Source organism: Cohnella mopanensis (assembly GCF_022352055.1).
Classification (GTDB): domain Bacteria; phylum Bacillota; class Bacilli; order Paenibacillales; family Paenibacillaceae; genus Cohnella; species Cohnella mopanensis.
Genome location: NZ_JAKRWM010000006.1, coordinates 394306 through 420458, shown reverse-complemented (window position 1 = coordinate 420458; position 26153 = coordinate 394306). Strand labels below are relative to the sequence as shown.

General features: G+C 44.2%; 24 protein-coding genes. 16 read left to right on the top strand and 8 right to left on the bottom strand.

Annotated features, from left to right (window positions below):
- Positions 1-38 precede the first annotated feature (38 nt).
- Entirely contained in the window at positions 39-3461 is a 3423-nt protein-coding gene (locus L3D05_RS12535) for a glycoside hydrolase family 2 TIM barrel-domain containing protein (RefSeq protein ID WP_239616387.1), read from the top strand.
- 111 nt (positions 3462-3572) lie between these two features.
- On the opposite strand, the gene L3D05_RS12530 is transcribed toward L3D05_RS12535, so the two are convergent.
- The 4 genes from L3D05_RS12530 to L3D05_RS12515 form a co-directional block, all read right to left on the bottom strand.
- On the bottom strand, positions 3573-4223 hold the full coding sequence (locus L3D05_RS12530) for an SGNH/GDSL hydrolase family protein (RefSeq protein WP_239616386.1): 651 nt from the start codon (positions 4221-4223) through the stop codon (positions 3573-3575).
- Positions 4224-4241: 18 nt separating this feature from the next.
- Positions 4242-4865 (bottom strand): DUF1796 family putative cysteine peptidase, encoded by a 624-nt coding sequence (locus L3D05_RS12525; protein ID WP_239616385.1) that lies wholly within the window; start codon positions 4863-4865, stop codon positions 4242-4244.
- 214 nt (positions 4866-5079) lie between these two features.
- Positions 5080-5709, bottom strand: coding sequence for a YfbR-like 5'-deoxynucleotidase (locus L3D05_RS12520; protein ID WP_239616384.1), 630 nt, complete (start codon positions 5707-5709; stop codon positions 5080-5082).
- Between the two features lie 163 nt (positions 5710-5872).
- Complete coding sequence (locus tag L3D05_RS12515) at positions 5873-6310, bottom strand: anthrone oxygenase family protein (RefSeq protein ID WP_239616383.1); 438 nt, start codon at positions 6308-6310, stop codon at positions 5873-5875.
- Between the two features lie 153 nt (positions 6311-6463).
- Between L3D05_RS12515 and L3D05_RS12510 the strand changes: the two genes are divergently transcribed.
- The gene (locus L3D05_RS12510) at positions 6464-7048 is read left to right on the top strand and encodes a TetR/AcrR family transcriptional regulator (RefSeq protein WP_239616382.1); all 585 of its coding nucleotides are present in this window, start codon (positions 6464-6466) and stop codon (positions 7046-7048) included.
- Positions 7049-7140: 92 nt separating this feature from the next.
- Here L3D05_RS12510 and L3D05_RS12505 read toward each other — a convergent pair whose 3' ends face one another.
- Positions 7141-8058 (bottom strand): aldo/keto reductase, encoded by a 918-nt coding sequence (locus L3D05_RS12505; protein WP_239616381.1) that lies wholly within the window; start codon positions 8056-8058, stop codon positions 7141-7143.
- Between the two features lie 221 nt (positions 8059-8279).
- Between L3D05_RS12505 and L3D05_RS12500 the strand changes: the two genes are divergently transcribed.
- Positions 8280-11066 carry a glycoside hydrolase family 3 C-terminal domain-containing protein gene (locus tag L3D05_RS12500; protein ID WP_239616380.1) on the top strand — a complete coding sequence of 929 codons (2787 nt, stop codon included), beginning with the start codon at positions 8280-8282 and terminating at the stop codon, positions 11064-11066.
- A gap of 125 nt (positions 11067-11191) precedes the next feature.
- On the opposite strand, the gene L3D05_RS12495 is transcribed toward L3D05_RS12500, so the two are convergent.
- On the bottom strand, positions 11192-11641 hold the full coding sequence (locus tag L3D05_RS12495) for an ion transporter (protein WP_239616379.1): 450 nt from the start codon (positions 11639-11641) through the stop codon (positions 11192-11194).
- 38 nt (positions 11642-11679) lie between these two features.
- Between L3D05_RS12495 and L3D05_RS12490 the strand changes: the two genes are divergently transcribed.
- Together L3D05_RS12490 and L3D05_RS12485 are read left to right on the top strand one after the other, a co-directional pair.
- On the top strand, positions 11680-12117 hold the full coding sequence (locus L3D05_RS12490; protein WP_255807482.1) for a UbiA family prenyltransferase: 438 nt from the start codon (positions 11680-11682) through the stop codon (positions 12115-12117).
- Between the two features lie 20 nt (positions 12118-12137).
- Positions 12138-12500 (top strand): divergent PAP2 family protein, encoded by a 363-nt coding sequence (locus L3D05_RS12485; protein ID WP_239616483.1) that lies wholly within the window; start codon positions 12138-12140, stop codon positions 12498-12500.
- Positions 12501-12568: 68 nt separating this feature from the next.
- On the opposite strand, the gene L3D05_RS12480 is transcribed toward L3D05_RS12485, so the two are convergent.
- The gene (locus tag L3D05_RS12480) at positions 12569-13177 is read right to left on the bottom strand and encodes a DUF1349 domain-containing protein (protein ID WP_239616377.1); all 609 of its coding nucleotides are present in this window, start codon (positions 13175-13177) and stop codon (positions 12569-12571) included.
- A 188-nt stretch (positions 13178-13365) separates the two neighbouring features.
- On the opposite strand from L3D05_RS12480, the gene L3D05_RS12475 reads away from it, so the two are divergent.
- From L3D05_RS12475 to dcm, 9 genes are all read left to right on the top strand, one after another.
- Positions 13366-13677: a PfkB family carbohydrate kinase gene (locus tag L3D05_RS12475; protein WP_255807505.1), complete on the top strand. Its 312-nt coding sequence runs from the start codon at positions 13366-13368 to the stop codon at positions 13675-13677.
- Between the two features lie 355 nt (positions 13678-14032).
- Positions 14033-15928: a DEAD/DEAH box helicase gene (locus L3D05_RS12470; protein ID WP_239616375.1), complete on the top strand. Its 1896-nt coding sequence runs from the start codon at positions 14033-14035 to the stop codon at positions 15926-15928.
- Between the two features lie 12 nt (positions 15929-15940).
- Complete coding sequence (locus tag L3D05_RS12465; protein ID WP_239616374.1) at positions 15941-16372, top strand: EcoRII N-terminal effector-binding domain-containing protein; 432 nt, start codon at positions 15941-15943, stop codon at positions 16370-16372.
- Positions 16369-17991 (top strand): ATP-binding protein, encoded by a 1623-nt coding sequence (locus L3D05_RS12460; protein ID WP_239616373.1) that lies wholly within the window; start codon positions 16369-16371, stop codon positions 17989-17991. The genes L3D05_RS12465 and L3D05_RS12460 overlap by 4 nt, the downstream gene beginning before the upstream one ends.
- A complete protein-coding gene (locus L3D05_RS12455; protein ID WP_239616372.1) occupies positions 17975-18826 on the top strand; it encodes an HNH endonuclease in 852 nt (283 codons plus the stop codon). The genes L3D05_RS12460 and L3D05_RS12455 overlap by 17 nt, the downstream gene beginning before the upstream one ends.
- 91 nt (positions 18827-18917) lie before the next feature.
- Positions 18918-20183 carry a RelA/SpoT domain-containing protein gene (locus L3D05_RS12450; protein WP_239616371.1) on the top strand — a complete coding sequence of 422 codons (1266 nt, stop codon included), beginning with the start codon at positions 18918-18920 and terminating at the stop codon, positions 20181-20183.
- Positions 20184-20393: 210 nt separating this feature from the next.
- Positions 20394-21551, top strand: coding sequence for a type II restriction endonuclease (locus L3D05_RS12445; protein ID WP_239616370.1), 1158 nt, complete (start codon positions 20394-20396; stop codon positions 21549-21551).
- Positions 21552-21689: 138 nt separating this feature from the next.
- Positions 21690-21878 (top strand): hypothetical protein, encoded by a 189-nt coding sequence (locus L3D05_RS12440; protein ID WP_239616369.1) that lies wholly within the window; start codon positions 21690-21692, stop codon positions 21876-21878.
- A gap of 218 nt (positions 21879-22096) precedes the next feature.
- Positions 22097-23101 carry a DNA (cytosine-5-)-methyltransferase gene (gene dcm / locus L3D05_RS12435; RefSeq protein WP_369417971.1) on the top strand — a complete coding sequence of 335 codons (1005 nt, stop codon included), beginning with the start codon at positions 22097-22099 and terminating at the stop codon, positions 23099-23101.
- A gap of 248 nt (positions 23102-23349) precedes the next feature.
- On the opposite strand, the gene L3D05_RS12430 is transcribed toward dcm, so the two are convergent.
- A complete protein-coding gene (locus L3D05_RS12430; protein WP_239616368.1) occupies positions 23350-23694 on the bottom strand; it encodes a helix-turn-helix domain-containing protein in 345 nt (114 codons plus the stop codon).
- A gap of 208 nt (positions 23695-23902) precedes the next feature.
- On the opposite strand from L3D05_RS12430, the gene L3D05_RS12425 reads away from it, so the two are divergent.
- Entirely contained in the window at positions 23903-24172 is a 270-nt protein-coding gene (locus L3D05_RS12425) for a DUF6809 family protein (protein WP_239616367.1), read from the top strand.
- A gap of 554 nt (positions 24173-24726) precedes the next feature.
- On the top strand, positions 24727-26151 hold the full coding sequence (locus L3D05_RS12420; protein ID WP_239616366.1) for an RtcB family protein: 1425 nt from the start codon (positions 24727-24729) through the stop codon (positions 26149-26151).
- Positions 26152-26153 lie beyond the last annotated feature (2 nt).

Below are 26153 nucleotides of genomic sequence, written 5' to 3'. Positions count from 1 at the left end.
CTGATTCTATTTTACCGAAGAAAGCGAGCACATCTATCATGAACCAAAAAACGCTTTTTAACGAAGGATGGGAATTTGCCAAAAGCGGCCTCGAAGCGACAGATAGTACCGGAGTGCACTTCCAACCGGTCGATGTCCCCCACGATTGGCTGATCTATCAGACGTTAAATCTCTACGAAGATGGTATCGGTTGGTACCGTAAGAGATTCACATACACGAAAGAGGCCAAGCGGATTCTCTTGTGTTTCGATGGGGTATATATGGACTCTTCCCTATACGTGAATCAACGGCTTGCAGGCGAATGGAAATACGGTTATTCCTCCTTCGAACACGAGATCACGGAAGCCCTCGTGGATGGGGACAATGAAATCATCGTGAAAGTCGTCTACCAAAGCCCGAATAGCCGATGGTACTCGGGTGCCGGGATCTATCGCAACGTATGGTTGAAGACCAGGGGTCGCAATTATATCGCAACGAACGGCGTTTATATAACGGCAAGACAGGAAGAAGATGGCTGGCAAGTAGAAGTCGACACGGATATGAACATCCACGAAGACGTGCTCATCTCGCAAACGCTGCTGTACAAGGATCATATCGTCGCGGCCGTCTCGGATCGGATTGCTGCAGGCAACCATCCCGTTGCCCACCATAGACAAAGGCTACCGGTCCCAAATCCTTGGTTATGGAGCACGGATGATCCCCATTTATACCGGTTGATCACCCAAATCCAACATGAAGATGGGGAAATCATCGAAACGGTAACCCAGCATATGGGTTTTCGGACGATCCTGCTCGACCCTGCGGAAGGTCTTCGGTTGAACGGAAGAACCATGAAATTAAACGGGGTTTGCGAACATCACGATCTAGGAGCCTTGGGAGCCGCGTTTTATAAAGAAGCCTTGAGAAGAAGGTTTGCAATCCTGAAAGAAATGGGCGTTAACGCGATTCGGACCGCCCACAATATGCCTGCGAAAGAACTGATGGACTTGGCGGACGAGATGGGCCTGCTTGTCGTCTCGGAAGCATTCGATATGTGGGAAAGACCGAAAACGCCTTACGACTACGCCAGATTTTTCAGGGAATGGGCTTCTGCCGACGTAAGAAGCTGGGTGATGCGCGATCGCAATCATCCGAGTCTGCTGATGTGGAGCATCGGGAACGAAATCTACGATACGCACGCGGACGAGAGAGGGCAAGAAGTAACGAGAATGCTTATGGAAGAAGTGCGGAAATACGATCCGAAACAAAACGCGGCGATTACCATCGGATCGAACTATATGCCTTGGGAGAACGCTCAGGCATGCGCGGATATCGTCAAGGTCGCAGGATATAACTATGCCGAAAAATATTACCGCAAGCATCATGAGGAGCATCCGGACTGGATCATCTATGGCAGCGAGACGGCCTCGATCGTGCAAAGCAGAGGCATCTACCGTTTTCCGTTTGAGAAATCCATTCTTGTCGACGACGACGAGCAATGCTCGGCTCTAGGGAACAGTTCGACGAGCTGGGGGGCTAAGTCGGCGGAAGCTTGCATTGTGGCGGAAAGGGATACCCCATTTTCCCTCGGTCAGTTTATATGGACAGGATTCGACTATATCGGCGAACCGACGCCTTATCATACCAAGAACTCTTATTTTGGACAGATCGACACGGCTACTTTCAAGAAGGATTCGTATTACATTTATCAAGCGGCATGGACCGATTACAAGACCAAACCGATGGTTCATCTATTCCCATATTGGGATTTCAACAAGGGCCAGACGATCGATGTTCGGGTGTGCTCGAACGCGCCTAAAATCGAGTTGAAATTTAACGGCAATACGATCGGAACCCATACGTTCGACCGCGAGCGGGGAACGCAGCTCGTCGGCTGGTGGAAGATCCCTTATGAAGAAGGCGAAATCAAAGCGATCGCCTACGATGAGAAGGGCGCCGTCATTGCGACGGATGCGAGAAAATCGTTCGGAGACGCGAACAAGATCCGGTTGCGCGCGGATAAGGATCGTCTGGTTGCCAATGGGACAGACTTGATCTTCGTCGAGATCACCATGGAGGATGACAATGGAAATCCCGTAGACAACGCGAATAATCGCGTCCAGGTCGAGGTTACGGGAGCCGGTCGATTGCTTGGACTGGATAATGGGGATAGCACGGACTTCGACCCGTATAAAGGGTTAAGCAGGAAATTGTTCAGCGGCAAGCTGATGGCGCTAATAGGAGCCACGTTAGAATCCGGCAAGATTAGGGTTGAAGTTTCCTCCGTCGGTTTGGAGAACCAAATTGCAGAATACGAGTCCCTTCCGGCAAGAGATGAAACGGCGACACTAGAGGGGGTTTCCGCGCGCATGGCGAATCAAGAGCTACCGTGCGTCATGGGCGAGAAAGAGGAAATTCCCGTTCGGAAGATCGAGATCGTAAGCTATTCCGGACAGTCGTTCGACGAATCGAGACAAGAGATGGTCGTGCGCGCACGGCTATACCCCGAGAATGCTTCTTACCGAGAAGTCGAGTGGAGCGTAGTCAATGACTCAGGGATCGCATCGAATATTGCCAGCTTAGAAGCATCCGGTCTTGAAGCGAAGATCACCGCGCTAGGGGATGGACAATTTCGGCTTCGTTGCATGAGTAAGAACGGCAGCGACAAAACGAAGCTCATCTCCCAGCTCGAATATAAGGCGACCGGTCTCGGCACGGCCTACAAAGATCCTTACGGATTCATATCCGCGGGACTCTATGATTATAGTAAAGGCGAGCTTGGTAACGGCAACGAAAGAGGCGTAGCGACAAGCAGAGACGAAGAAACCCAAGTCGGGTTTCGCGATATCGATTTCGGCTCTTATGGCTCGGATACCGTCACGATTCCCCTATTCGCCTTATCAAGCGACGAGTACGCGCTACAGATTTGGGAAGGAATGCCGGACGAAGAGGGTAGCGTGCTGCTAGCCGATGTCGTCTATCAAAAACAATCCAAGTGGAATGTGTATCAAGAAGAAACGTATCGCTTGTCCAGAAGACTCCGCGGTCTTACCTCGATTTGTTTCGTTCTCCGGCAGAAGGTGCATATCAAGGGATTTTCATTCGAGAAAAAGAATAGAGCTCTTGAGCCGAATAACGCGGCGGAATGCGATCGCATCTATGGGGATACGTTCACAGTAACGGACAATCGCATCGAAGAGATAGGCAATAACGTTTCCCTGGAGTTCGAAAGCATGGACTTTACGAGCGAAGGAGTTACGAAGCTTGTCGTTTGCGGCAGGTCGACGATCGATAAAAATACGATTCATATTCGATTAGCCAATGCGGAAAGCGAAAGCATTCAGCTTATCGAATTCGTGAAATCCGATGGATACGAACAGCGGGTATTCGAATTGGAAAAGGTGACGGGAGTACAAAAAGTGACCTTCGTCTTCCTTCCGGGAAGCCGCTTCGATTTCGGTTGGTTTCAATTTATTAAGTAAGAGCAGGCGTGCGGGACGATCCCGCAGCCAAGCTATCTGCAAAAAAGCATTAGGCGAATCTCATATATATGCATGTTTATATAAGCATGCATATATATTTGCCCGCGACAACTAAACCGGTTTGCGAGGAATGATATGGCGAACCAATCCCGTGGCAATAACCCGGTGCCCTCGATCATTCGGATGAATGGGCAATGACCCGCTCGCTGCGTCTTCAATTTTACCTTTATGGTATCCATAAATTAGCTCTGCCTGTTTTCCTTCAAACCACGTATGAACGGGGGCTATCGCAACCCTGCAACGATGGGCGACCTCGCTTGTCATCCGATTTAATCGGTTAATTCCCTCAACCGCAAGAGGGCTGTTCGGAAAGGGATTATATTGCGTACAGCAAATGACCTTAGCGCAGCTCTCTTTCTTAATGAACGTCAAAATGGCGCTAAGATTTCGACTATAATCAGACATCATTCGATTTAAATCCAGCTGTTGACTCGTATTCAACGATTGTAACGCCGTGTTAATTAAATCCACCCCGCCGATCCACACAGAAACAACAGCGGATTGGCTTATCATGGGGGATCCATTCCATTTTACAGCATCCAGGAGATCGTCGCTGCTCCAACCGGGTCGAGCCAGTACAAACACGTGAGCCTTATTTGAATCCGATTGCAAAGAAGACGCGGTTAGGTGAGGATAAGCTTTTGCCATATTGGAGGCATTTTCCCCGAAAGTAATGGAATCTCCGAGAGCGGAATACATCATAACAGGTCACCAACTCCATTATTTGATTTGTCCATTCAGAGTAAACCCACTCATAATCTGATTCCATGCAAAGTTAGATCCTCTCCAATCCGCCCCCCTAGACACGTAAACCGACCCGATATGGGGAATTCCCCAGTCTTCGTGTCTCACCTCTTGATAGTCGTTAACGTTATTAACGATCAGCAGCTTAAATCTACACGGAATAATTGTTTTTATTGCGGTATATATCTGTTGCGCTTCATTCTTGGAAGTGTCGGTTCTAATGAAACAGAGAGGGCCGTTCTTAGCCGCGGTTAACAATGCTCTCACGCGACGATTCATTTTTTGTTTGAAAAAAGGGTAAGTATCCGTCCATCGGTATCTTAACGGGAAATCGTGATAAGAATAGATATTGTAGTTGTTATCTCTTACGACGTACTGATCGGTATCTGTACCGATCACCTCGAGATGGTTGAATTCCATAAACCCTTGAAAACGATTGTGAATCAGACGGGATACATCGGTAACCGAGCGCGAGATAAACCAATCCAAGGGGCCGGCAAAAGTCCGCAATTGGAGTCTTCTTAACTGATAAGCGGTTTGACAAGTTGAACCCAAGCTAATATAAGCCCCGTAGGCGCCTATAACGTCACTCCATCTCATTGGGGTCGCTCCTTGTCTTCTTCAAATTAAAGCGGAGACAATTTTAATTAGTATATAAAAGCCCGTTTAGGCGCGTCACGGCAAAACACACCCCAGAACAAAAGAACAGCAAAAAAAGACGAAGCGAGGCACTTCGCCCTTTAGGATTTAAGAATGATTTTAAGGGAAGCAAGGGTGTTGATCGCGAAGAGTACAGGGGACTAACGCAGGGGGATTATGAAGCTAACGCCTCATTCGTAATCTTGGCAATATCGATAGGAGATCGGGATCCTTCGCTAACCAAATCGGGCAAAATATTTTGCAGGAAGTAATCAACGCAATAAAGCTTAATCCCTTTAATTTTAATCAAAGCGCTTCGATACATGACGATAAATTCTTTTTCCGTATTTCCTCGTTGCAGTTCCGTAAAGGCCTCATAAACTTGATCCATCTTATCCGCGACTTCCAAGATTAGACCTTCGACCGAATCGTCTTTGCCTTCGCGTAGTTGTCTACGGAAAGTAGGCTTAAATTCCTCTGGAATATGCTCGTCAATGAAATGGGCGACCATGCCTTCCTCTACTTTTTGCAGCATGGCGCGAAGCTCTAGCGAATAGTGCTTGACGGGCGTTTTAATATCACCGATAAAGATTTCTCCGTAATCATGACTACTTGTTATTTCGTATAGCTTTTTCCAATCCACGGCGACTCCGTTGCTTTCCTCGATATCCGCCAATGTTTTGGCATATTGCACGACCTTCCATGAATGAGCCGATACGCTATGCTCCTCGAATTTGAATTTGCCTGGGCAACGAATAATCCGTTCCAGATCGTTTAGCGATTGGAAATACGTATGAATTCCCATAGGTGGAGCTCCCTTCTTAGACAACGTTATGGAGTAGTTGCGACTTTACGTTAAGTATATATTCTTTTTGTTAATGGACGATTAACTCGAAGAACGGGAATTATTATCTCCAACCGCGGAAAGAAAAAAACCTCCGATAGGAGGCTTTCCGCATATACGCACATTAGTTTCCAGCCACTTGCAACGCCACGGCTGTCAAGAAGAAAGCAAATGCCAAGATCGCGGCCGAGGAACGAATCACATCTAATCGCTCCCAGCGACGGACGAGCGCCTTCCAATTGCTCGGCGGCGCATCGGGTTGCCAGGCTAGCGCGCCTTTGTTGATGGGGACTGTACCGATGGCCGTAACCAAGATGAAGATGAGCAAGGCGAATACCCCGGCGCAACGGAAGCCGAAGCCAGGCCCGGAGCTATCTAGAACGAGTACGGCAACCGCCGATATGGCAGTTAGTACAAAGAGGATTGGCACGAGCACGCGTAGTCTAAGTATGAGCGCTTGACGGACTTTAATCTGGGACGGTTCGTCGAGAGCAGCAAGGGACACATGCACCCCATAGCGAACCACGAACTCTTCGCCGGCCAGGATGCCAGCGAGCAACAAACTAATGAACTCCATAACGATGTTGGTCAGGGGAATGTCCTCCTTATAATTGCGTAAGGCTGTCTTCAAAACACATTTTACTTGCCGACCGGTAAGTTGTCAATTATAATTAAAAGTAGGAGCGAGCAAATGAAGAGAAGGGGGGCGAGAATCATGAATATGAGCGAGCCGGTGAAACGGACGGGGAGCGAGACCAAGGCGGAGGCCCAAAGTGTAGCGTTAGAGCTTTTCATTACGAAGGGGTATGAAGCGACATCCCTTCGCGAGATCGCCGAGCATCTCGGGATTAGTAAAGCCGCGCTATATTATCACTTCAAAAGCAAAGAGGACATCGTCAAGTCCATTGTGTCCGCCCGCGGCAACGAAGCAACAGAGCTCCTTGCCTGGGCCCGCAGCCAAGAGCCTAGTCCTGATCTTATGGAACGGACGGTACTGAGATGGGTGGATTCGACCTCGATAGACAAGCTGCGCGGAATCCGTTTTATGGTCGCGAATCCCGCCACGATGCGGAACATGTGGGAAGACTCCCGCGAGATCGCCAACGGGCTGGAGGCCCTTGCCACATTTGTCGCAGGCGACAAGGCTGACGGCAAACGGCTGCTTCTGGTGAGAATGGCGTTCATGAGCATCAACTCAGCAGTTATGGCTGCCGGCGGAATGCAGCGCACCGACGATGAAATCGTGGCAGCCGCGAGAGAAATGGCAATCGCGCTGATCCGTATTGTTTGCGAGTCCTAATCGATGAGTCGAGCTTAAGTAAGCGACAACTCTGTAAAAACCAACAAACCACACCCGCAGACGGATGTGGTTTGTTGTGTGATATAACGCCGTTACGGCAGTACGTTGCCTGCCGCGCGATAGATTTCATACCATTCTTCACGCGTTAGCTCTATTTCGCTTGCTTTGCAGCAATCCTTTAATCGGCCGATATTCATCGATCCGATGACCGGTTGCATGCGGGCAGGGTGACGCAAAATCCACGCGATGGCAATAGTCGTGTTGCTGACTTCGTATTTGTTAGCGATTCTGTCGATCACAAGATTCAATTCGGGAAACTTCTCGCTTCCAAGGAATACGCCCTCGAAGAATCCATATTGGAAGGGCGACCACGGTTGAATCGTGATATCGTTCAGTCTGCAATAATCAAGTACGCTACCGTCACGGTTCAGAGCAGCATCATTAACCATGTTTACGTTAATGCCGTTGGAGATCATGTTAGCGTTGGTAATGCTCAATTGCAGTTGATTGGCGACAAGCGGCTGCTTAACCGATTTCTTCAGCAATTGAATTTGTAGGGGATTCTGATTGGATACGCCGAAATGCCGAACCTTACCCGAGCTTTCGAGCAGATCGAAAGCTTCTGCAACCTCTTCCGGCTCAACAAGCGCATCAGGACGGTGCAACAGCAGAATGTCCAAATAATCGGTTTTCAGTCGTTTCAAGATGCCATCGACCGATTCCAGGATATGCGATTTGGAGAAGTCGAACGTCCCTTTGCGGATGCCGCACTTGGATTGCAGAATGATTTTCTCGCGAATGTCGTTGTTCATATGAATGGCATCCGCAAATATTTCCTCGCAGGCTCCAGCTCCGTAAATATCCGCATGGTCGAAGAAATTCGCGCCTTCTTCCAGCGCCGCTTGGACAAATCGCTCAGCTTCGGCTTTGTCTAGCGAGTCTATCCGCATACAGCCGACAGCTAATACGGGCACCTCTAATGTACTGCTTCCAAGTTTCATTGTTTTCATAACGGTTGTCCACCTCATTCAAATGTCATTGGGTAATTGCGGTTTTTGTAAGCAGTTAAGCGGGATAAGGACATTATAACCGTTAAACTTAGGGTAGAGAAGGATATGTCGCTATAACAGCACGGTAACTGCTTGTATATTGATCTTATATCTTTTATTCTTTAAAGGACTTTATAAGGAACAGGCATGGGCTCGCAGGATAATAAAAGGAGGAAAACAATTTGAGTACTCAGAATATTGGAGTCCCATTAGAAGGTTTTGCTGAATTTAGCCGAACGGTAGCCGCTGAAGGTGCGGTTCTATTAAAGAATGATAAACAGGTACTTCCGCTACGAGACGGCGACACCGTTTCGATTTTTGGCAGAACCCAAGTGAATTACTATCGCAGCGGCACGGGTTCGGGCGGAAGCGTCCATGTTTCCTATACGACCAATTTGTTGGATGGTCTTCGCGGTAAGATGAACTTTAAGGTTAACGAAGAGCTGGCTGCTGTCTACGAGAAGTGGATCGAGCAAAATCCGTTCGATAATGGCGGGGGCGGCTGGGCTGCGGAACCTTGGCATCAGAAGGAGATGCCTCTAACCGATGAACTGGTGTCGGAGGCCAGAAGCAAATCGAACAAGGCCATCGTCGTGATCGGTCGTACGGCGGGAGAAGATCAGGATAACGCCGACGCTCCGGGAAGTTATCAGCTCACGGCGGACGAGCAAGCGATGCTGAAGCAGGTAACGGCTTATTATGAACAAACCATCGTCGTGCTGAACGTATCGAACATTATCGATATGAGCTGGATGAACGACGAAAGTTACGTGCATCCGATTCCGTGCGCTATTTACTCATGGCATGGCGGCATGGAAGGGGGCAACGCGATCGCCGACGTTCTGGCCGGAGAAGTGACTCCGAGCGGCAAATTGACGGATACGATCGCTTATTCCATCGATGATTATCCTTCGACACGTAATTACGGCAATGAATTCAAGAACTTCTATCAGGAAGATATCTATGTGGGATATCGTTATTTCGAGACGTTCTGCCCGGATAAAGTTCAGTATGAGTTCGGCTACGGCATATCTTATACCACTTTTAATGTCGAGCCCGAGGAAGCTAAGCTGACGACCAAAGATGGACAAACATACGTAGCAATCGACGTAACCGTAACCAATACGGGAGCGGACTATGCCGGCAAAGAAGTCGTGCAGGTCTATTATGAAGCGCCGCAAGGAAAACTGGGACAACCGGCTAAAGCTTTGGCGGCATTCGGTAAGACCAAAGTTCTCCAAGCGGGTGAATCACAGCGACTAACCGTGAGCTTTCCTGTTCATTCTATGGCTTCTTATGACGACTCCGGCGTAACGGGTCAACCTTACGCTTATGTGCTGGAAGCAGGGACTTATCGCATTTATGCGGGGACGAGCGTCAAAAATCTGGCGGAAATCGGCGTCCAAGGGCAAAGCGGTTACGTGGTGGAAACCCTTCAAGTCGTCGAGCAGCTGCAAGAGGCGCTGGCGCCGACGGAAAGCTTCACGAGAATGAAGCCGGGCGCTCTGAGGGATGACGGTTCCTATGAACTCCTCTTCGTAGAAGTGCCTAAGCAACGGGTCTCTTTAGCGGAACGGATCGAGAACAATCTCCCCGCAACGTTGGAGCAAACCGGTAATCAAGGCTATCGATTAAGGGATGTTTACGACCGGAAAGTGAGCATGGAGGACTTCATCGCGCAGCTCAACGATCAGGATCTGGCCGCGATCGTCAGAGGAGAAGGCATGAGCAGTCCGCTGGTTACGCCGGGTACGGCTTCTGCTTTCGGCGGGGTAAGCGATAGCTTGTTCAATTATGGAATTCCGGTTGCTTGCACGTCGGACGGACCGTCCGGGATTCGCATGGATAGCGGGCAGAAGGCGACTCAGGTTGCGATCGGAACGTTGCTGGCGGCAACGTGGAATGCGGAACTGGTCGAAGAGCTTTATGTCATGGAAGGCCGCGAATTAGTAAGTAACAACGTGGACACCTTGCTGGGACCCGGCTTGAATATTCGACGCAGTCCGCTCAATGGACGCAACTTCGAGTATTTTTCGGAAGATCCGTTAATCTCTGGAGTGTTTGCCGCAGCCTGCACTAAAGGCATAATAAAGGGCGGCTCTAACGCCACGTTGAAGCATTTTGCCTGCAACAATCAGGAGAAACATCGCAGTAAAGTAGATGCTATCGTCTCCGAACGAGCCCTTCGGGAAATTTACCTGAAAGGCTTCGAAATTGCTGTGAAACAGGGTGGAGCGAATTCGATCATGACCTCCTATAATCCCGTCAACGGGCATTGGGCGGCTTCGAATTACGATTTAAACACGACGATTCTTCGCGGTGAATGGGGCTTCAAGGGTATCGTGATGACCGATTGGTGGGCCGTCATGAACGATGTTGCGCATGGTGGCGCGGCAGATCGGAAATATACGAACTGGATGGTTCGCGCGCAGAACGATCTGTATATGGTCGTTCCGAACTATGGCGCGGAAATCAATGGCTATGATGACAACACCATAGAGTCGCTGGAAGAGGGCACGTTAACCCGCGGAGAGCTTCAGCGTTCCGCCATGAACATCTGCGAATTCATTATGAACGCGCCGGTATTCTCTAGAAAACAGGTGATCGAAGAGAAGGTTGAAGCTTTCAAGGCCAATTCATCCTTGTCGCCTGAGCAAGCGCAGTCCCTTTCCGAGAATGCGCAAGTTAAACCGGCGGTAGCGGGATCGACCTTGATGAAAGTCGATCAAGCCGGTCAATACCGGATCATAGTCAGCATCATGTCTCCGGAGCCCGAATTGGCTCAAAGCGCATGTAACGTGACGCTGAACGATCAATTGATGACGACCATTCAGACGAACGGAACGGAAGGCAAATGGATCAGGCAAAGGCTTGTGAAAATCGAGCTGGAAGCGGGTCTATATGAATTGAAATTGGAATTCGTCAAACCGGGCTTGCAGATCGATTGGATCGAGTTTAAACAAGTGTAAGCCGAGACGCGGCGCTTTATAGGATTCGTATTACTAGGTCAACCAGAGAGTATTCTGGTTGGCCTTTTTATTATGGTTAAGAACGTGATATCGTGTTGCGGCTTCACCCAAACGGACACAGGAGTTCACTTGCGGCTTTTTACGGCTTTCGAAGCTTTTTTGCCGATTTTGTACGATTTGGCGAGCTTTACGCTCTTCGTGGCCTTAACTAATTTCATCGATTTGAGCGACTTTAACGCGGTTAAGGATTTCAATCCTTTCACGGCTTTAATCCCCGTTAATGAACCGATTCCGACGATGGCATCCATAAATTGCGTGACGGAAATCGATGTCCCTACCGCTAGAATGCTTAGCCATTGTTCCTTGAGAAACTTACGAAAGTCTTTGGTAACGATGAGCAGCACGGCTAACTCCGCAATGAAAAACCATAGAATATAGTGGGCAACCGCTTCGAGCGGCGCTTTGATCTCTGGGGAAGCCGCGGTGAGACTTACGATGGTGACGACTACGAGATATAAGGAGAGAAGAAAAGAGATAATCAGGTACCACTTTTTAATCGTTTTGCCGTTGGCCATGTCGAATTCCTCCTGCCTCAAAACAAAATTAGTGTAGCATGATTAGGAAGGGTAAACCACAATTTTGGACAGATCCTTTCAGGGCTAGCAGGGAGGCCGATCAGCAGCAGCCGGATAAGGTTAAGCGCCCGATGGCTTCGGGAAGGCTCGATCCTAGAGTGGCTCTAACCTTTGGCGGAGTTTTACTCGTTGTCTCGCTCGGCGCGGGGTTTTATCAGAACGTTCTGTTCGGGCTCCTGCTCGTTGCTTACTTCAGGATGAACGTCGCTTATTCCTTGAAATTGAAGCATTTCGTCATCTTGGACATCATGATCATCGCATGCGGCTTCGCCATGAGGGCGGTGGGGGGAGGACTCGTCATCCGAACGGGTTTCACCTCGTGGTTCTTGATGTTCGTGTTCTTCCTATCGTTGTTCCTGGCGATCGGCAAGCGCAGGCATGAATTGCTGCTGAGGAGGAATGGAGGCTGTATTTGATCGCACCATTCGTTGCTTAGCTGGTTGCCGGAGTTCTCAAATATGCCGTCAATCATTTTCGCTATGGCAATGCCCGAGAACGAAGCGGAAACGGAGGATTCCCGAGCAACCATACGACGATTATGACGACAACGGTCATGCTGATCGGGTTCAACGAAGGCTTCAGGAGTCCGATGTTCGGTCTGGGAACGGCTATCACCTTCATCGTGATCTTGGATGCTTCGGGCTTGAGGCGCTATGTCGGCCATCACGCTCGGTTGATCAACGGATTGAACCCGGAGGGGAAAAGGCTTAGAGAAAGCGTGGGGCATAACGCGGTTGAGATCATGGGGGGGCTTGTTCTTGGAGCATTGTTGGGGTATGCGATGAGTGTTGTGGGTTGAGGTTGTCAAAAGGAAAAAAACCGCGAAAGCATGATGCTGCGCGGTTTTTGTTTGTTTGATCGCTATCTTTAATCTTCCGTAGGGGGATCGGTGTGCAGCTCGGCATCGGGAGCGGTCCGTACCCAACGGGTAAACGCGACCTCTAGTCCGTCTCTGGTCGGTGCGCACAGGAAAGGCCCGGCCTGATTGCCGGTCGTATACGGAAAACGCGCCACTCGCACCGTGCGCCAGCCTTCGGAACGTGAACGGGCTCGAATAATGACCGCGTCCTTTATGCGCGAAGCGCGAATCGTCACTTCCTGCCCTACCCATTCGGGTACCGGCGCAAGCGACCAATCCGAATAACCGTCCGTCGCGACGACGGCTAGGTGCGGGATTCCGTCGTTCAGCTCGATCCCGGCCTTAATCCACTGTTCCTGACCTTGCCACAGCATCAGCCCGGCTTGATCGTACAATTCGGTAAAGGAATCGAGCCGGAAGCCGACTTCGATCGCATCACTGTCTTCCCAATCGGCAAGCAGCGCATGTCCATCCCTATGCTCGAACTCGTAGAGCGTTTTCTCCCAATAATCGCTCCCGCGCTTGGCCTCGACTTTCAGAATTCCGCCTTCATCTTTGGACGAGATAGGCTCCGTCGTCCATGTTCCTTTGCTCCATGGGATGCTTGAAGTGCTCATTGATGGGGTCACTCCTTTTTGAATCTTAAATTCTTATGTGCCTTATTTTATCATATGGGTGTTGGTTGGGGGGGCATCGGAAGCCGACCCTGCCGGCGGGATAGCCCGTCTGCGGAACCGAGCCATCGGAACCGCTTCTCGTACGGATCGCTTGAATAACGACAGATTAAACTCTACCTTCTTCTCCGCTGAATCAATCGTTTTACCTTTGCTTGATCGGAGACGACATGTTTGGATCTGTAATGATGTCCAACATGCAAGAAAACGACATCCGTACGGACGGAATCGGGATCATCGAACAGACGCCTACAGGAATTGCCTCTATCTTGCATACGCCTGAGGACAATTGCATCGTTATTCTTCCGGGGGGCGAACGGCGCGATTCCGGTTGGAGCCTTGAACAATTTCTTACTTTCGCCGTGAAAGCAGCTTCTCTGTCGGTGACTAAGTATGGTGCTCAGGCGGGGATGCTTGGGATTGGGGTAGTAGAGCGATTCTGATAGAGTATAAGAATCCATATCTCATTCTCGGTCGGGCTTTTAAGCTCAAGGATGACATTGGAGGGAAGCCGAAGTTAGTCAATCAATCAGACATTTCCAATTGCGCCATTAGCTGCTATATCCCCCCTAGTGAGCGGAGGCAAAGTGTTATCAAGACGGATCGTTTACGCACGAAAGATTGTAGAGAGGGACTGGTCTCAACGTTATTGCGGGTTCGTCATCCAGATTCCCGTTCAGTTGAGCTATAAAGAAAGCGTAAAATAATTAATGACACATAACTAACATTCAACTATTCTATATTTAGAACATTATGACAATTTTACTTTACTAATAGAATTTTAAGGGCGAGTTGCAAATGAAAAGTGGTAAATGGGTGCTCAAGGATTCTGGATATATATGTATAATCACAAATGATGATGAAACTTATTATCCGAGTGCTGAGGATATTTATTTTGCCCAATTTAGGACCGTTCTAATTGTTAATGGAATCAAAGTTGAAAAACCAAGTGATGATTTATCTAATATTAAATTTTCAAAGTTGCCTATGAGTCTAAAAATATTACTCCGTCAACATGTCCATGAAAATAGTATTTCAATACAAGCTGAAATAATAAGCACGCACAAAAAAGAAATGATTAAATTAAATACTATATTAGAATCAGGTATTGATTACATCCTAATAAATGATACGTGGCACCCGTTTGTGAAGGGTATATTTGAGGAGATAAAAAATCTCTTAATTCAGGCTGGAATTATGACTGTTGGAAAAATCACAATAAAACAGTATTTATATATTAGAAATACAGCATCTCATTTGTTGCAAGATGAAGTAGGTACGATGCTTCTCGACAAAAACACAATTCTTCCTGAACTGAGTGAAGATATTCCATTATTTGTCGGTAGATTGTATCCTTATCAGTACCAGGGGTATAGATGGCTTAAGATGATTTCTGAAGAAGAAGCTGGATGTATATTAGCTGATGAGATGGGATTAGGTAAGACTGCACAGGTGATAGCTTTATTAGCTTATGAGAAAACAATAAGGCAATCTGTTTCTCTAGTAATTGCTCCGGTCACATTAATGGAGAATTGGCGGAGAGAATTAGAAAAATTTGCTCCACAATTAAAAGTAATGATTCATCAAGGTACAAAAAGAACAGGATTTTATCAAAATCTTCAAAATTATGATGTAGTTATAACCACGTATGATTCCGTTTTAAGGGATCTGTCTATGATACAAATGATTAAGTGGAATTTAGTAGTATTAGATGAAGCTCAAGCAATAAAAAATCCAAGTGCTAAGAGGACAGTGGCGGTTAAACAGGTCCCTAGAAGGGTCTCGATAGCAGTTACAGGAACTCCAGTTGAGAATCGACTTACAGATTTGTGGTCAATAACTGACTTTGCGCTTCCAAGTTTTCTTGGAGATTTATCTCAATTTCAAAAAAAATTTTCAGATGATCTCGACGGTGCAAAGAGCTTAGAACCTACAGTTTCTCCTATCATGCTCAGAAGAAGGGTGAATGAAGTTGCAAAGGATCTCCCACAACGAATAAATATTCCTCAAGTATTAAAAATGGAAAAAAATGAAGCAATTAAATATGAAATGTTGAGAAAGCAAATAATTGATGAACATGGAAAGAATGCTTCACTAATCGCACTTATCAAGTTGAGGATCTATTGTACTCATCCAATGTTATATTCGGGGAAATCAGAAGATCCAGCGCTATTTATTAAATATATGAGAATGTTAGAAATTATTGAGGAAATTATTGCGAACAAAGAAAAGATATTAATTTTCACTTCATTTACTAAAATGAGTGATATTTTAGTGGGTGATTTGTTCAATAGATTTGGCATATATTGCGACTTTATTGATGGTAGGGTACCCATTTCGGATCGACAGCAGAAAATCGATATTTATTCAAAAATAGAAGATTCAGCAATATTAGTATTAAATCCGCGTGCTGCCGGCGCGGGTCTGAATATTACAGCAGCTAATCATGTAATTCATTATAATTTGGAATGGAATCCCGCGATAGAAGATCAAGCATCTGCTCGATCATATAGGCGGGGGCAAACTAGGCCTGTGAATATTTATAAGTTATTTTACGCAAGTACAGTTGAAGAAGCTATGAATGATAGATTAGAACGTAAAAGAATGGTTTCTGAAACTGCCATAGTTGGTATAGATGGCAGTAAAAATGACTATCTAGATATTTTAAAAGCGATGACTTTGACACCTATATAAGGAGGGATAAAGATGGAGTTATTAGTACATCCACAAGCAATATGCAAAGTATTGAGTGCAAATGATACAGGAGAAACCGGAGGTCATCAAGCAGGCATTCTGGTTCCAAAAGATGAAGATATCCTCTCTTTTTTTCCCCAATTAGGAAAGGAAACGAAAAATCCTAGATGTGTCCTGAGATTTGAAGATCTATCGGGAGCTATATGGAACTTTACTTATATATATTACAATAATAAGTTTTACAAAGGTACTAGAAACGAATTTAGATTGACGAGCATGACGGGCTTTATTAAATCGAACAATCTTAAAGCTGGAGATAAAATAATATTCCTTAGGCTTGATGATGGGAGGCTCTTAATTAAACATCAGAGGACAAATAAGTTAGAGAATGATACCGACAATGTTTTACGGTTAGGCACATCATGGAAGGTGGTTAACATATGAGCATCATTGACAGAAAAACATTGGTGGTTCAGCCAGATGCTAATAGAATGATTGAAGGTCTCAGAGATACTGGATACGAGTTTAACACTGCTATAGCAGATATCGTTGATAATTGTATCGCTGCTAAAGCTACTCTGATTGATATCAGAGTAAATATGGATTTTGTCGGAGATATTGAAGTTTATATCACCGACAATGGAATAGGAATGAACGAAGAAGGTTTGATCAATGCTATGCGTTATGGTTCTTCAGTGCGCCCTGATCGGGCGAGTTTAGGGAAATTTGGCCTTGGTCTAAAAACAGCATCGACTTCGTTTTGTAGATCCCTTTCAGTTACATCTCGTTCTAGCGAGAGTGAGACAATATTAAAAGCTCAATGGGATTTAGATCATGTATGTAAGGTTCAGGAGTGGCAACTTCTGTTCTTGCAACCAGATGAAATAGAATTAGAACTACTTGAGAGAATCTCAGAGGGAAATTCGGGGACAATTGTATCATGGGGTAAGGTTGATCGGCTCCTTAAATCATATAACGATCAAGGAGGATCACATGCCCGAAAAGCATTTGAAAGAACTATAGAGGGTTTGAAAGCACATCTTTCAATGATATTTCAGCGTTTCCTTGATCACAATTATATTAGTGTTAGTAACGTAGTTATTAATGTTAATGATGAAGCAATTACTGCATGGGATCCGTTTTGTATAACTGAGCCTTATACAGAGATAGTCGCAGAACAGAAACAGGTAGTTGAACTTCCAGATAATAGTACGACATCTTTTATTATTAAAGCATATGTGATTCCAAGAAGAGAGCAATTTTCTAATGAAGAAGCTGCTAGTAATGCTAAGCTTAATAATGATATGCAAGGATTCTATATTTACCGAGAGAATCGACTTATTCATTTTGGAGACTGGTTAGGCATGTATAGAAATGAGCCCCATGGGTCTTTGTTGAGGGTAGAGTTTTCTTTTGATCACACACTAGACGATGCATTCAATGTGGACATTAAAAAATCGAAAATTAGATTAAATAGTGATTTATATAACTGGCTAAAAGATACATTTCTTCCTGCGCCTAGAAGGGCGGCTGATCATCAATACCGCAAGGGAACTAAAAAGACTGTCAATAATGCTTCGAGAGGGGCTCATGATGGCTCTAATGCTGGTATAGGTGCGAAGGAAAAAGAAATTCAAATGTCTAAAATTGATATAACTGATTCAACGAAGAATGAAGTTGAAATCACCAATAAAAAGGGCAAATTCAAAATTAAGCTTCCAATTATGCAACCGGTTAGAGAAGGGGAGTTACATGTTGCTGCAGTCGATTCTTTAGATGACGGGTTACTGTGGGAGCCATGTCTAATTGATATGCATCATGCGGTTAGAATTAATACAGGCCATCCTTATTATCATAAAGTGTATGTTCCAAACTTAACATCAGGAGTAACTATTCAAGGGATGGACTCACTTATATGGGCTTTGTGCGAAGCTGAGCTAGGCACTATCAATGAAACGACAAAATACCATATCAATGAATTGAGATTTGAAGTTTCTAGACTTCTTAGGAAATTGGTGGAGGATTTGCCGGAACCGGAGCTAAATAATGGCGACGCAAATTAATGATACTAAGCTAGGTGAAATGCTGACGGATGCCTACGGAATAAATCTTGATTTAATTATTTCAGAGGATTACTTAGATTTTAGGCCAAGTGATCTATCCATTGGACATGGTTTTATTTTACGGATAAATTTTGGGTGGAGAAGCTTAAAGTTTGAAGTTATCCCGGAAAACTATTCTTCTCTATTGGTAAAGACAATGGGGAATGCTCATAAGAGCAAAAAAAGAGTATTTGAGACAATAGCAGGGTCATGCTTTGGAGCATCGAAATCTCAGTTCATAATGATGGTGAATAATACATATGTAGAACCAGACAATTATCTGACATGGCCAGATGATTGGCAACAAGTGCACTTGGTTTTAAATGTAATGCCAGTTGTATTAGATAGTATAGATGAGCAAGAGCGTGAGTCAATGCTCTTTGAATGGGCAGGGAAATTGCTAGGAATGGTTCTTTCCTTGCTGCCGCTTGAAGAAGAGAGTATTGAGGAAGAGGCTTTAGGGTTACCTGAAGGTGCATTAACTAGGGTTGAAGTTAATATTTATGAAAGAAGCTCAATTAACAGGCAAATCTGTATCATGTTGTGTGGTTGTATTTGTAAAGTGTGCGAATTTGATTTTGAAAGAACTTATGGTCCGATGGGTAGAGGGTACATACATGTTCATCATGTAGTACCTATTTCTAATTTAAGTGAGAATTATATTATTGATCCATCAAAAGATTTGGTACCAGTGTGTCCCAATTGCCATTCTATGCTTCATAAAAGAAATCCCCCTTTTCTAGTTAATGAGCTTAAGAAGATATTACAAAATAACAGAGAAGTGGACTTAGAATAGTAAGATACATCTGACGTTAACGAAGCATAGAGAAAGCTATATATTTGGCAGATACTGATTTCAGCTGGCATATTCCGAGGGGGGGACAATAATGTTTAAACTAATGGATAAAGAAACATTTCTAAAAAAATATAATATATCAGATGAGATCTTCGCAAAGGCTGATATAGATTGGTTAAGTTTGGAAGGGATATACAATGAATATAGTAAGTCTAGAAATGAATTAGAGCCGACTGCAAGAACACTTGCAGAATTTTTTTCATCAATTGAGAAAGCGCATTCGGTCAAGTATAGAATTAAAGAACCAGAACACCTTATTGAAAAAATAATTAGAAAAAGATCGAAAGGTCAGGATATTAATATTTTAAACTATTCTCAGGAAATAACTGATTTAATTGGAATAAGAGTTTTGCATTTATTTAAGGAGGATTGGGAGTATATTGATAAATTCATTGTTTCACAATGGATTCTTCATGAGACACCAAGAGCAAATATAAGAGAAGGTGATTCAAAAGCTAAATACGAAAAACATAATTGCGATATAATAATTCATCCTGCGGGATATAGATCAGTTCATTACCTTATCAAGTCCAATTTAATGATTAAACAAATAATATCAGAGATTCAAGTAAGAACAATATTTGAAGAAGCATGGAGTGAAATAGATCATAAAGTTAGGTATCCATATAACACAAGTAACAGAATATTGTCTGAATATTTAGAGATATTCAATAGACTTTCTGGTAGTGCAGATGAAATGGGTTCATTCATTAATAATTTAAATTCTAATCTTTCCGAAACAAGTCAAGATTACGAATCGAAGATGTTATTGAAGGATAATATAATCAGGGAATTGCAATTAGAAATAGAACAATTAAAAAATCAGAAGAATTTATCTAAAAATTATAAAATCGAGAAAGAAAGCAATCCAATAGTGCGAATTGAAAAAGTACTTGAACTAGATATAAGTTTAAATAGTCTAAATGAATATTTAAATAATTCACCTGCAGTGGAAAGATTAATTCAAATAATTCAAGTAGCTGGGTTTAGATATGAAGGTGAATATGGTGATACGGAGGAACTTTTACAATATTTCAAGGTAGTTGGATTACAAGAAATTAAAAAGTTAGATGAAATGCTAGTCTCAAGTATGGAAAGAATCCACAGATACTTTACCAATTTGCTTGTTATAAATGGAGCAAATTGGGAAACGACTCGTTCTTTTAGTATAATACTTGCTATTATCTTTAACTTTCCAGAAAAGTTCAGAGCTAAAATGCTTGAAGATAACTTTGGATGGAATGCATCCATAGCAGATAAGGTTATTGATAGTGCACAAAATGGGATTGAAAGATAGTTAGGATTGCTTTACTCTGGTATTGTCTCTATTAAAGGTAACAACGAGAAAAGTATATAACACTTGATTGAGGAAAAATCAAGTTGCCGATGCTGAGAATGACTAAATTTTTATTGTAATCCCTTAGCTATAGTGGTCTGAAGAATAAATTAGAGGGTCATGAGCTCAATTAAAAATAAACAATATTCCGGAAAGAAGAGAATGAATGACATGTCGATTCTGGAGAAGGCAATACAAGCTTGTTTAGCTAATCCCCTTGCCTTCTGTAAATTCATTTCTTCCAATGATGCAGGAGCTACTGGAGCGCATCAATTTGGTTTTTATATTCCACTTGATTCTTGGGAGATATTATTTGACTCTCCGGGAGTAAGAGGAGAGATGAAAGATAAGTTTGTAACAATCAAATGGCAGGATGACTTTGAAACTGATACAAGGTTCATATACTACGGACAGAAAACTCGGAATGAGTACCGAATTACCCGATTTGGGAGAGGGTTTCCATATTTGCGGGATACCCATGTCGGAGATCTATTTGTTCTTGTTCAAATTTCTTCTGAATATTATCATGGTTATGTAATTGATACTGATGAAGATATTGAGTTTTTTTTGTCTTCACTTGGTTTATCAGCAAGTCAAACAAACCGTATCATTAAAGGTGCAAACTCATTGCAAGCCACTTCAATCAGACTTGAACAGCTGTTCAATGAGTTTATAGTAAGCTTACAAATAGAGTTTCCAGATACAGTTCAAATGTCTGCTAAAGCAAGGGAGATTTACCAGAGGATTAATGTAAAAGCAAATCGTGAACACCCCGATAGTCTTTTGTTAAAGTGGTTAGATATCGAATATTCATTATTCAAGGCTATTGAAAGTAATCGATATAAAGAGCGGTTGTCAGCTCCTTTCCTAACGGTAGATGAGTTGGTAGACTGCGCCAATACTCTATTAAATCGTAGAAAAAGCAGGGCAGGAAAATCTCTTGAACATCATCTAAAAGAGGTTTTTACAATTAACATGTTAGAGTTCGGTACGCAAGTAATAACTGAAGGGAACAAAAAACCGGATTTCATTTTTCCAGGCGGGGCACAATATCATGATACGTTATTCCCAAAAGATAAATTGGTGTTCCTTGGTGCTAAGACGACTTGTAAAGACCGCTGGAGACAAATTATTAATGAAGCGGATAATATCAGGGTCAAACATCTTTTCACACTTCAACAAGGAATCTCAGAGAATCAGCTAATTGAAATGGAACAGCATCAAGTAGTTCTGGTGGTACCGAAGCAGTACATAGGTAGCTTTCCAAAATCTTTTCATGATAAGATCATGACCTTAGAAGGTTTTATTTCCATGGTTAAGAACAGATGATAATGTCTTAGTGCCACGTAGATACGTGGCTTTTCTTTATCTATTATTGAAATGAACTATTAAGGGTTTGAAAAATATATCTAACCCAGATAAGCTAGGAGCAGTATTCTGCAATGTAAGATGAGGAGGTTGAAACTGATGAAGAGAGAACTTCTTCAAAAAATTAGTCATCTTCAAATAGCCTTAGACGAGCTGAAAGATGTTTGGGATCGGTTAGACTGGTCAAGGGTCCCTGATGAGGTAACAGAGAATTACCCATTTCATAAAGACTTGGGAGAACTCTCGGATACCATTAAGCATTGGATGGAAACCATAAAAAAGTCATAGAAATACGAATATTTGTTTGTGTTTTCAGTATTCCCGGTGTAGTATGGGTATATATTTCTTCCCGGGAGTGATTAGCCACGAAACAAATTCATATCAAATTAGACGAAGAAATTCACAAGAAAATCCGGGAGCTCTCGAGTGCATCTGGAACTTCCCTGCAGGACTATGTAATATCTGCAATTTCCCATAAATTGAAAGAAACGGAAGCTGGTTATAATGTGAAATCGAATAAATTAAAATTTATTGATTTGTTTGCTGGTATCGGAGGAATGAGATTGGCTTTCGAGAAGGCTGGAGGTAAATGTGTTTTTTCTTCGGAATGGGACAAGTATGCTCAAAAGACGTATTTAAACAATTTCGGCGAATTGCCGGAAGGTGATATTACAAATATTGATGAGAAGAGTGTCCCTGATCATGATATATTGGTTGCTGGGTTTCCTTGCCAACCGTTCTCAATAGCTGGTGTCTCAAAGAAAAACAGTCTGGGGAGAGATCATGGGTTCCTAGACAAAACGCAAGGTACGCTTTTTTTTGATGTAGCCAGAATTATTAAAGAGAAGCGTCCCCGTGCTTTTTTGCTTGAAAATGTTAAAAACTTGAAGTCTCACGATAAAGGGAGAACCTTTAAAGTTATTTGTGAAACGCTTGAGAAGCTGGGATATAGTTTACATGTTAAAGTTCTTGATGGAAAACATTTTGTTCCTCAACATAGGGAGCGTATTTTCATTATCGGATTTGATACCAATGTATACGGTGGCTGGGAGAGATTTGATTTTCCTGAACTTGAAAAGCCTTTGAAACGAATGAATGATGTGCTGGATGATAGGGTGGATGATAAATATACACTTTCGAATAAACTGTGGAATTATTTACAGGAATATGCCGCAAAACATAAAGCAAAAGGTAATGGTTTCGGATTTGGTTTGGCAGACCCCGAAGGAATATGTAGAACGTTAAGTGCCCGGTACTACAAGGATGGATCGGAGATCCTCATTTCACAGGGGGATGACAAAAATCCCCGCAGACTAACTCCTAGGGAATGTGCGAGGCTTCAAGGGTACCCGGAGTCATTCAAAATAGTTGTTTCTGACACTCAAGCATATAAACAGTTTGGGAACTCGGTAGTCGTCCCATTAATAGAAGCAATTGCGAAACAAATGGTTCAAGCAATGAATATTCATCAACATGAAAAATCATATGAGAAAGAACCCGTGGTTATTTGAGTCCACAGTAAAATTTTTGAAGAATGGCTTCTTAGGCTTGTTCGTTATAAGGTACGTCGAGGACAGTCCTTCTGAATAGCCGCATTATCTATATCTGCTAGTAGCTCGACAATCCTTCAGATTGTCGAGTTTTTCTTTTATGACAACGCTGATTTTCCGAAGTGGATTACGGTATGCATTGAACAAAAATCGTCCCATTTCCAATTATTGGGGGGATTTTGTAAAGAAAACTAAGCTACTTTTCTCGGTTACTGATCTACTTCCCTTATATCATCCACATGTGCAAACATAACTTTAACTACATTCAAGGCCATTTGCTTTTCTTTTGGCGAACGGTTCGTGAGAAGTTGTCTGATATGATCGATATAATTATCGTCATTAGGAGTAAGAGATTCTTGGATTAGGTAGTCAACTGTAACTCCGAGTATATTTGCCAAATCTATAAGAGTATCTAAAGTTAAACTTCTTTCCCCTCGCTCAATCTGTCCAATATATGCGTCAGAAACTCCGATCAGTTCGGCAATTTTCTCTTGAGTCATTGCTAATTTCTTTCTTTCACTCCGTATTCTTTGTCCAAGCGATGCATAATCCATGACAACCCTCCTCACCCATTACACTAGATAAATTAAGAGGAAGATATAATAAACTAATAGTTGTTTTTACATTTACTATTAGTTCAATTATGATTAAAATGTACTTAGTGAATATTTAATTGATCACGGAGAATCTCAATTAATAATCTATAAATATTATCCCCGTTGTATTTCACTTTATTCCGAGTTAAAACAAGGAGCGAAATACATGAAAGAATGGATTAAAGAAGTAATTACAAAGAGATACGAAGCATTATCAGAGGAGGCTGAGAGTAAAGGGGAGTTAATGACATTAAGAGAACAAGCCAACACATATGAGAACTTGTTGATTAGAGCACTGTCAGATGAAACTCGAGAAGTCTTGAACAAATGGATGGAGATACATGACCAGATGGTCTCATTCCAAAAGCAATGGCTTTACATCAAAGGAGTTCAAGATGGGTCACAACTGGTGATCACCCTGGAGAGAGACTCTTGAATAGGTAGCATGATCTTAGTCAAATAGAGGTGGTCTGCTGTGTTTATTGAGCTCATCATGAGAAACGCAGATAGATTATATGTTATCCTTATCATCTTTGCCGTCTGGATGACATTATTAATACTCCTAGAAACGAGACATAGAAAACACAAGAAGAAAGTTAAATAGGCTTGTTTTGGCACCATTTCACTCCACAGACTCATAACGGATTTTAATGCCCCTAATAAATATTTTCTATTTACATATTGACAACCATAACCTTAACCCTTAATCTAATCATTATCTTAAACAGGAAGGAGGCCGTTGGACATGACCAGTCTTAACAATCGTCGTAATGCCGCACTGTCGCAACTAAATCGTCTGTTGATTGTCCATCGGCCTCTACGGGCCCAAGCAACGTAAAGACTAGGAAGCGCCCCTCATCCATCGCGGTGGAGAAGGTGGACACCTGTTATTTCACATTGTGCGAAGACCGTAAGCGATTGGGCTTACGGTCTTTTTGCGTTCTGATTTTCAATATTATTTTTACAATTAGAGAGGAAATGAACCCTTATATGAATTCAAACAACCCGTATTACCGGCGAATCGATCTCCCCGCGGGAGACTTGCACGTATTCGCCCACGACGATCTTTATCATGCCATGGGGGCCAAAGTGCTCGAGATGGCGAACAACAATCTGCAAATTCCGAATATCCGGTATATGAGTTATACGCCCGACGCTCATGTCGGAGTAGGAACGTGTATCGGTACGACGGCGGTATGGGGTGTGGAGGACGGGTTTGTGTCTCCCTCCATCGTCGGAAGCGATATTGGCTGCGGGATGAGGCTGCATCTGACGAATTTGCACGTGGATGAGCTCCAAGACGTGAAGCTCCGGCGCAAGTTAGTCAAAGCCATCGAGAAGCGAATTCCGGTGGAAAACCACGCTAGGGGTTATTTCTCCGATATCCGTCTGGAGGATGTGCTTCGTAAAGGGCTTCACGGCCTGCCAGGCAAGTATGTTCCGGATTCGTATACTCCGCGGAAAGCGACTTCCTTAACCCACGTCGAGTGTAGCCGGTTCCGATTTGACGAGAGCGTGCTGGATCGAATCCCCGAGCCGGTATGGCATCGGGCTCACCGACAGCTTGGTACGCTCGGTAACGGCAATCACTTCATAGAAATTCAGGCCATTAGCGTGAATGAAGACAACCGACATATCGCGGAACAGTGGGGGCTGCAAGATGGCCAAGTTGCGGTGATGATTCACTCGGGATCCCGCTCATGGGGCGGTGCGGTAAACCAACATAGCGGCTCTGAAGTTGCGAAAACCATGCACAAGCTGGGGCTTGGCACAAGCGATCCGAAGCTCGTCTATGCGCCGCTCGACAGCGAAGCCGGTCAGAACTATGCGAATCTCATGTATTCGGCGCTTAACTTCGCTGTCGCGAACAGGCACCTACTCGCGTTCGCCGTTCGCGATGCATTTCGAGAGACGTTCGGATCCAAAGCGGAGACGCGAACGCTATACGACCTGATGCATAACTACGCATGTGAGGAAAATCACGGGGAGGAGTCCTTCCTTGTACACCGCAAAGGAACGACTCGGGCATTACCAGCCGGTCATGTAGACAATCCGCTGCCTTACGCGGATACGGGGCACCCGGCTCTGATTCCGGGCTCGATGGGAACGTCTTCCTACTTAATGGTAGGTTCACCGGAAGGCGCGCGAAATTACCATTCCATCTGTCATGGCGCAGGCCGAATCCGTTCGCGCAATGCGACGAAACAACTCGTCACCGTGGATGAGTTTGCTTCCTCCTTGCGCATTGGGCAGGAGGATGAGATCGTCGTTAACCACCGGGGACTCGAGTCCCTGATCGACGAATCTCCCCAAGCTTATAAAGACGTAGATCAAATCATAGAAAGCGTCGTCGAGGCGCGGCTGGCTACCGTTGTAGCCAAGTGTCGTCCTTTGGCGGCAGTGAAAGGAGTGTAAAC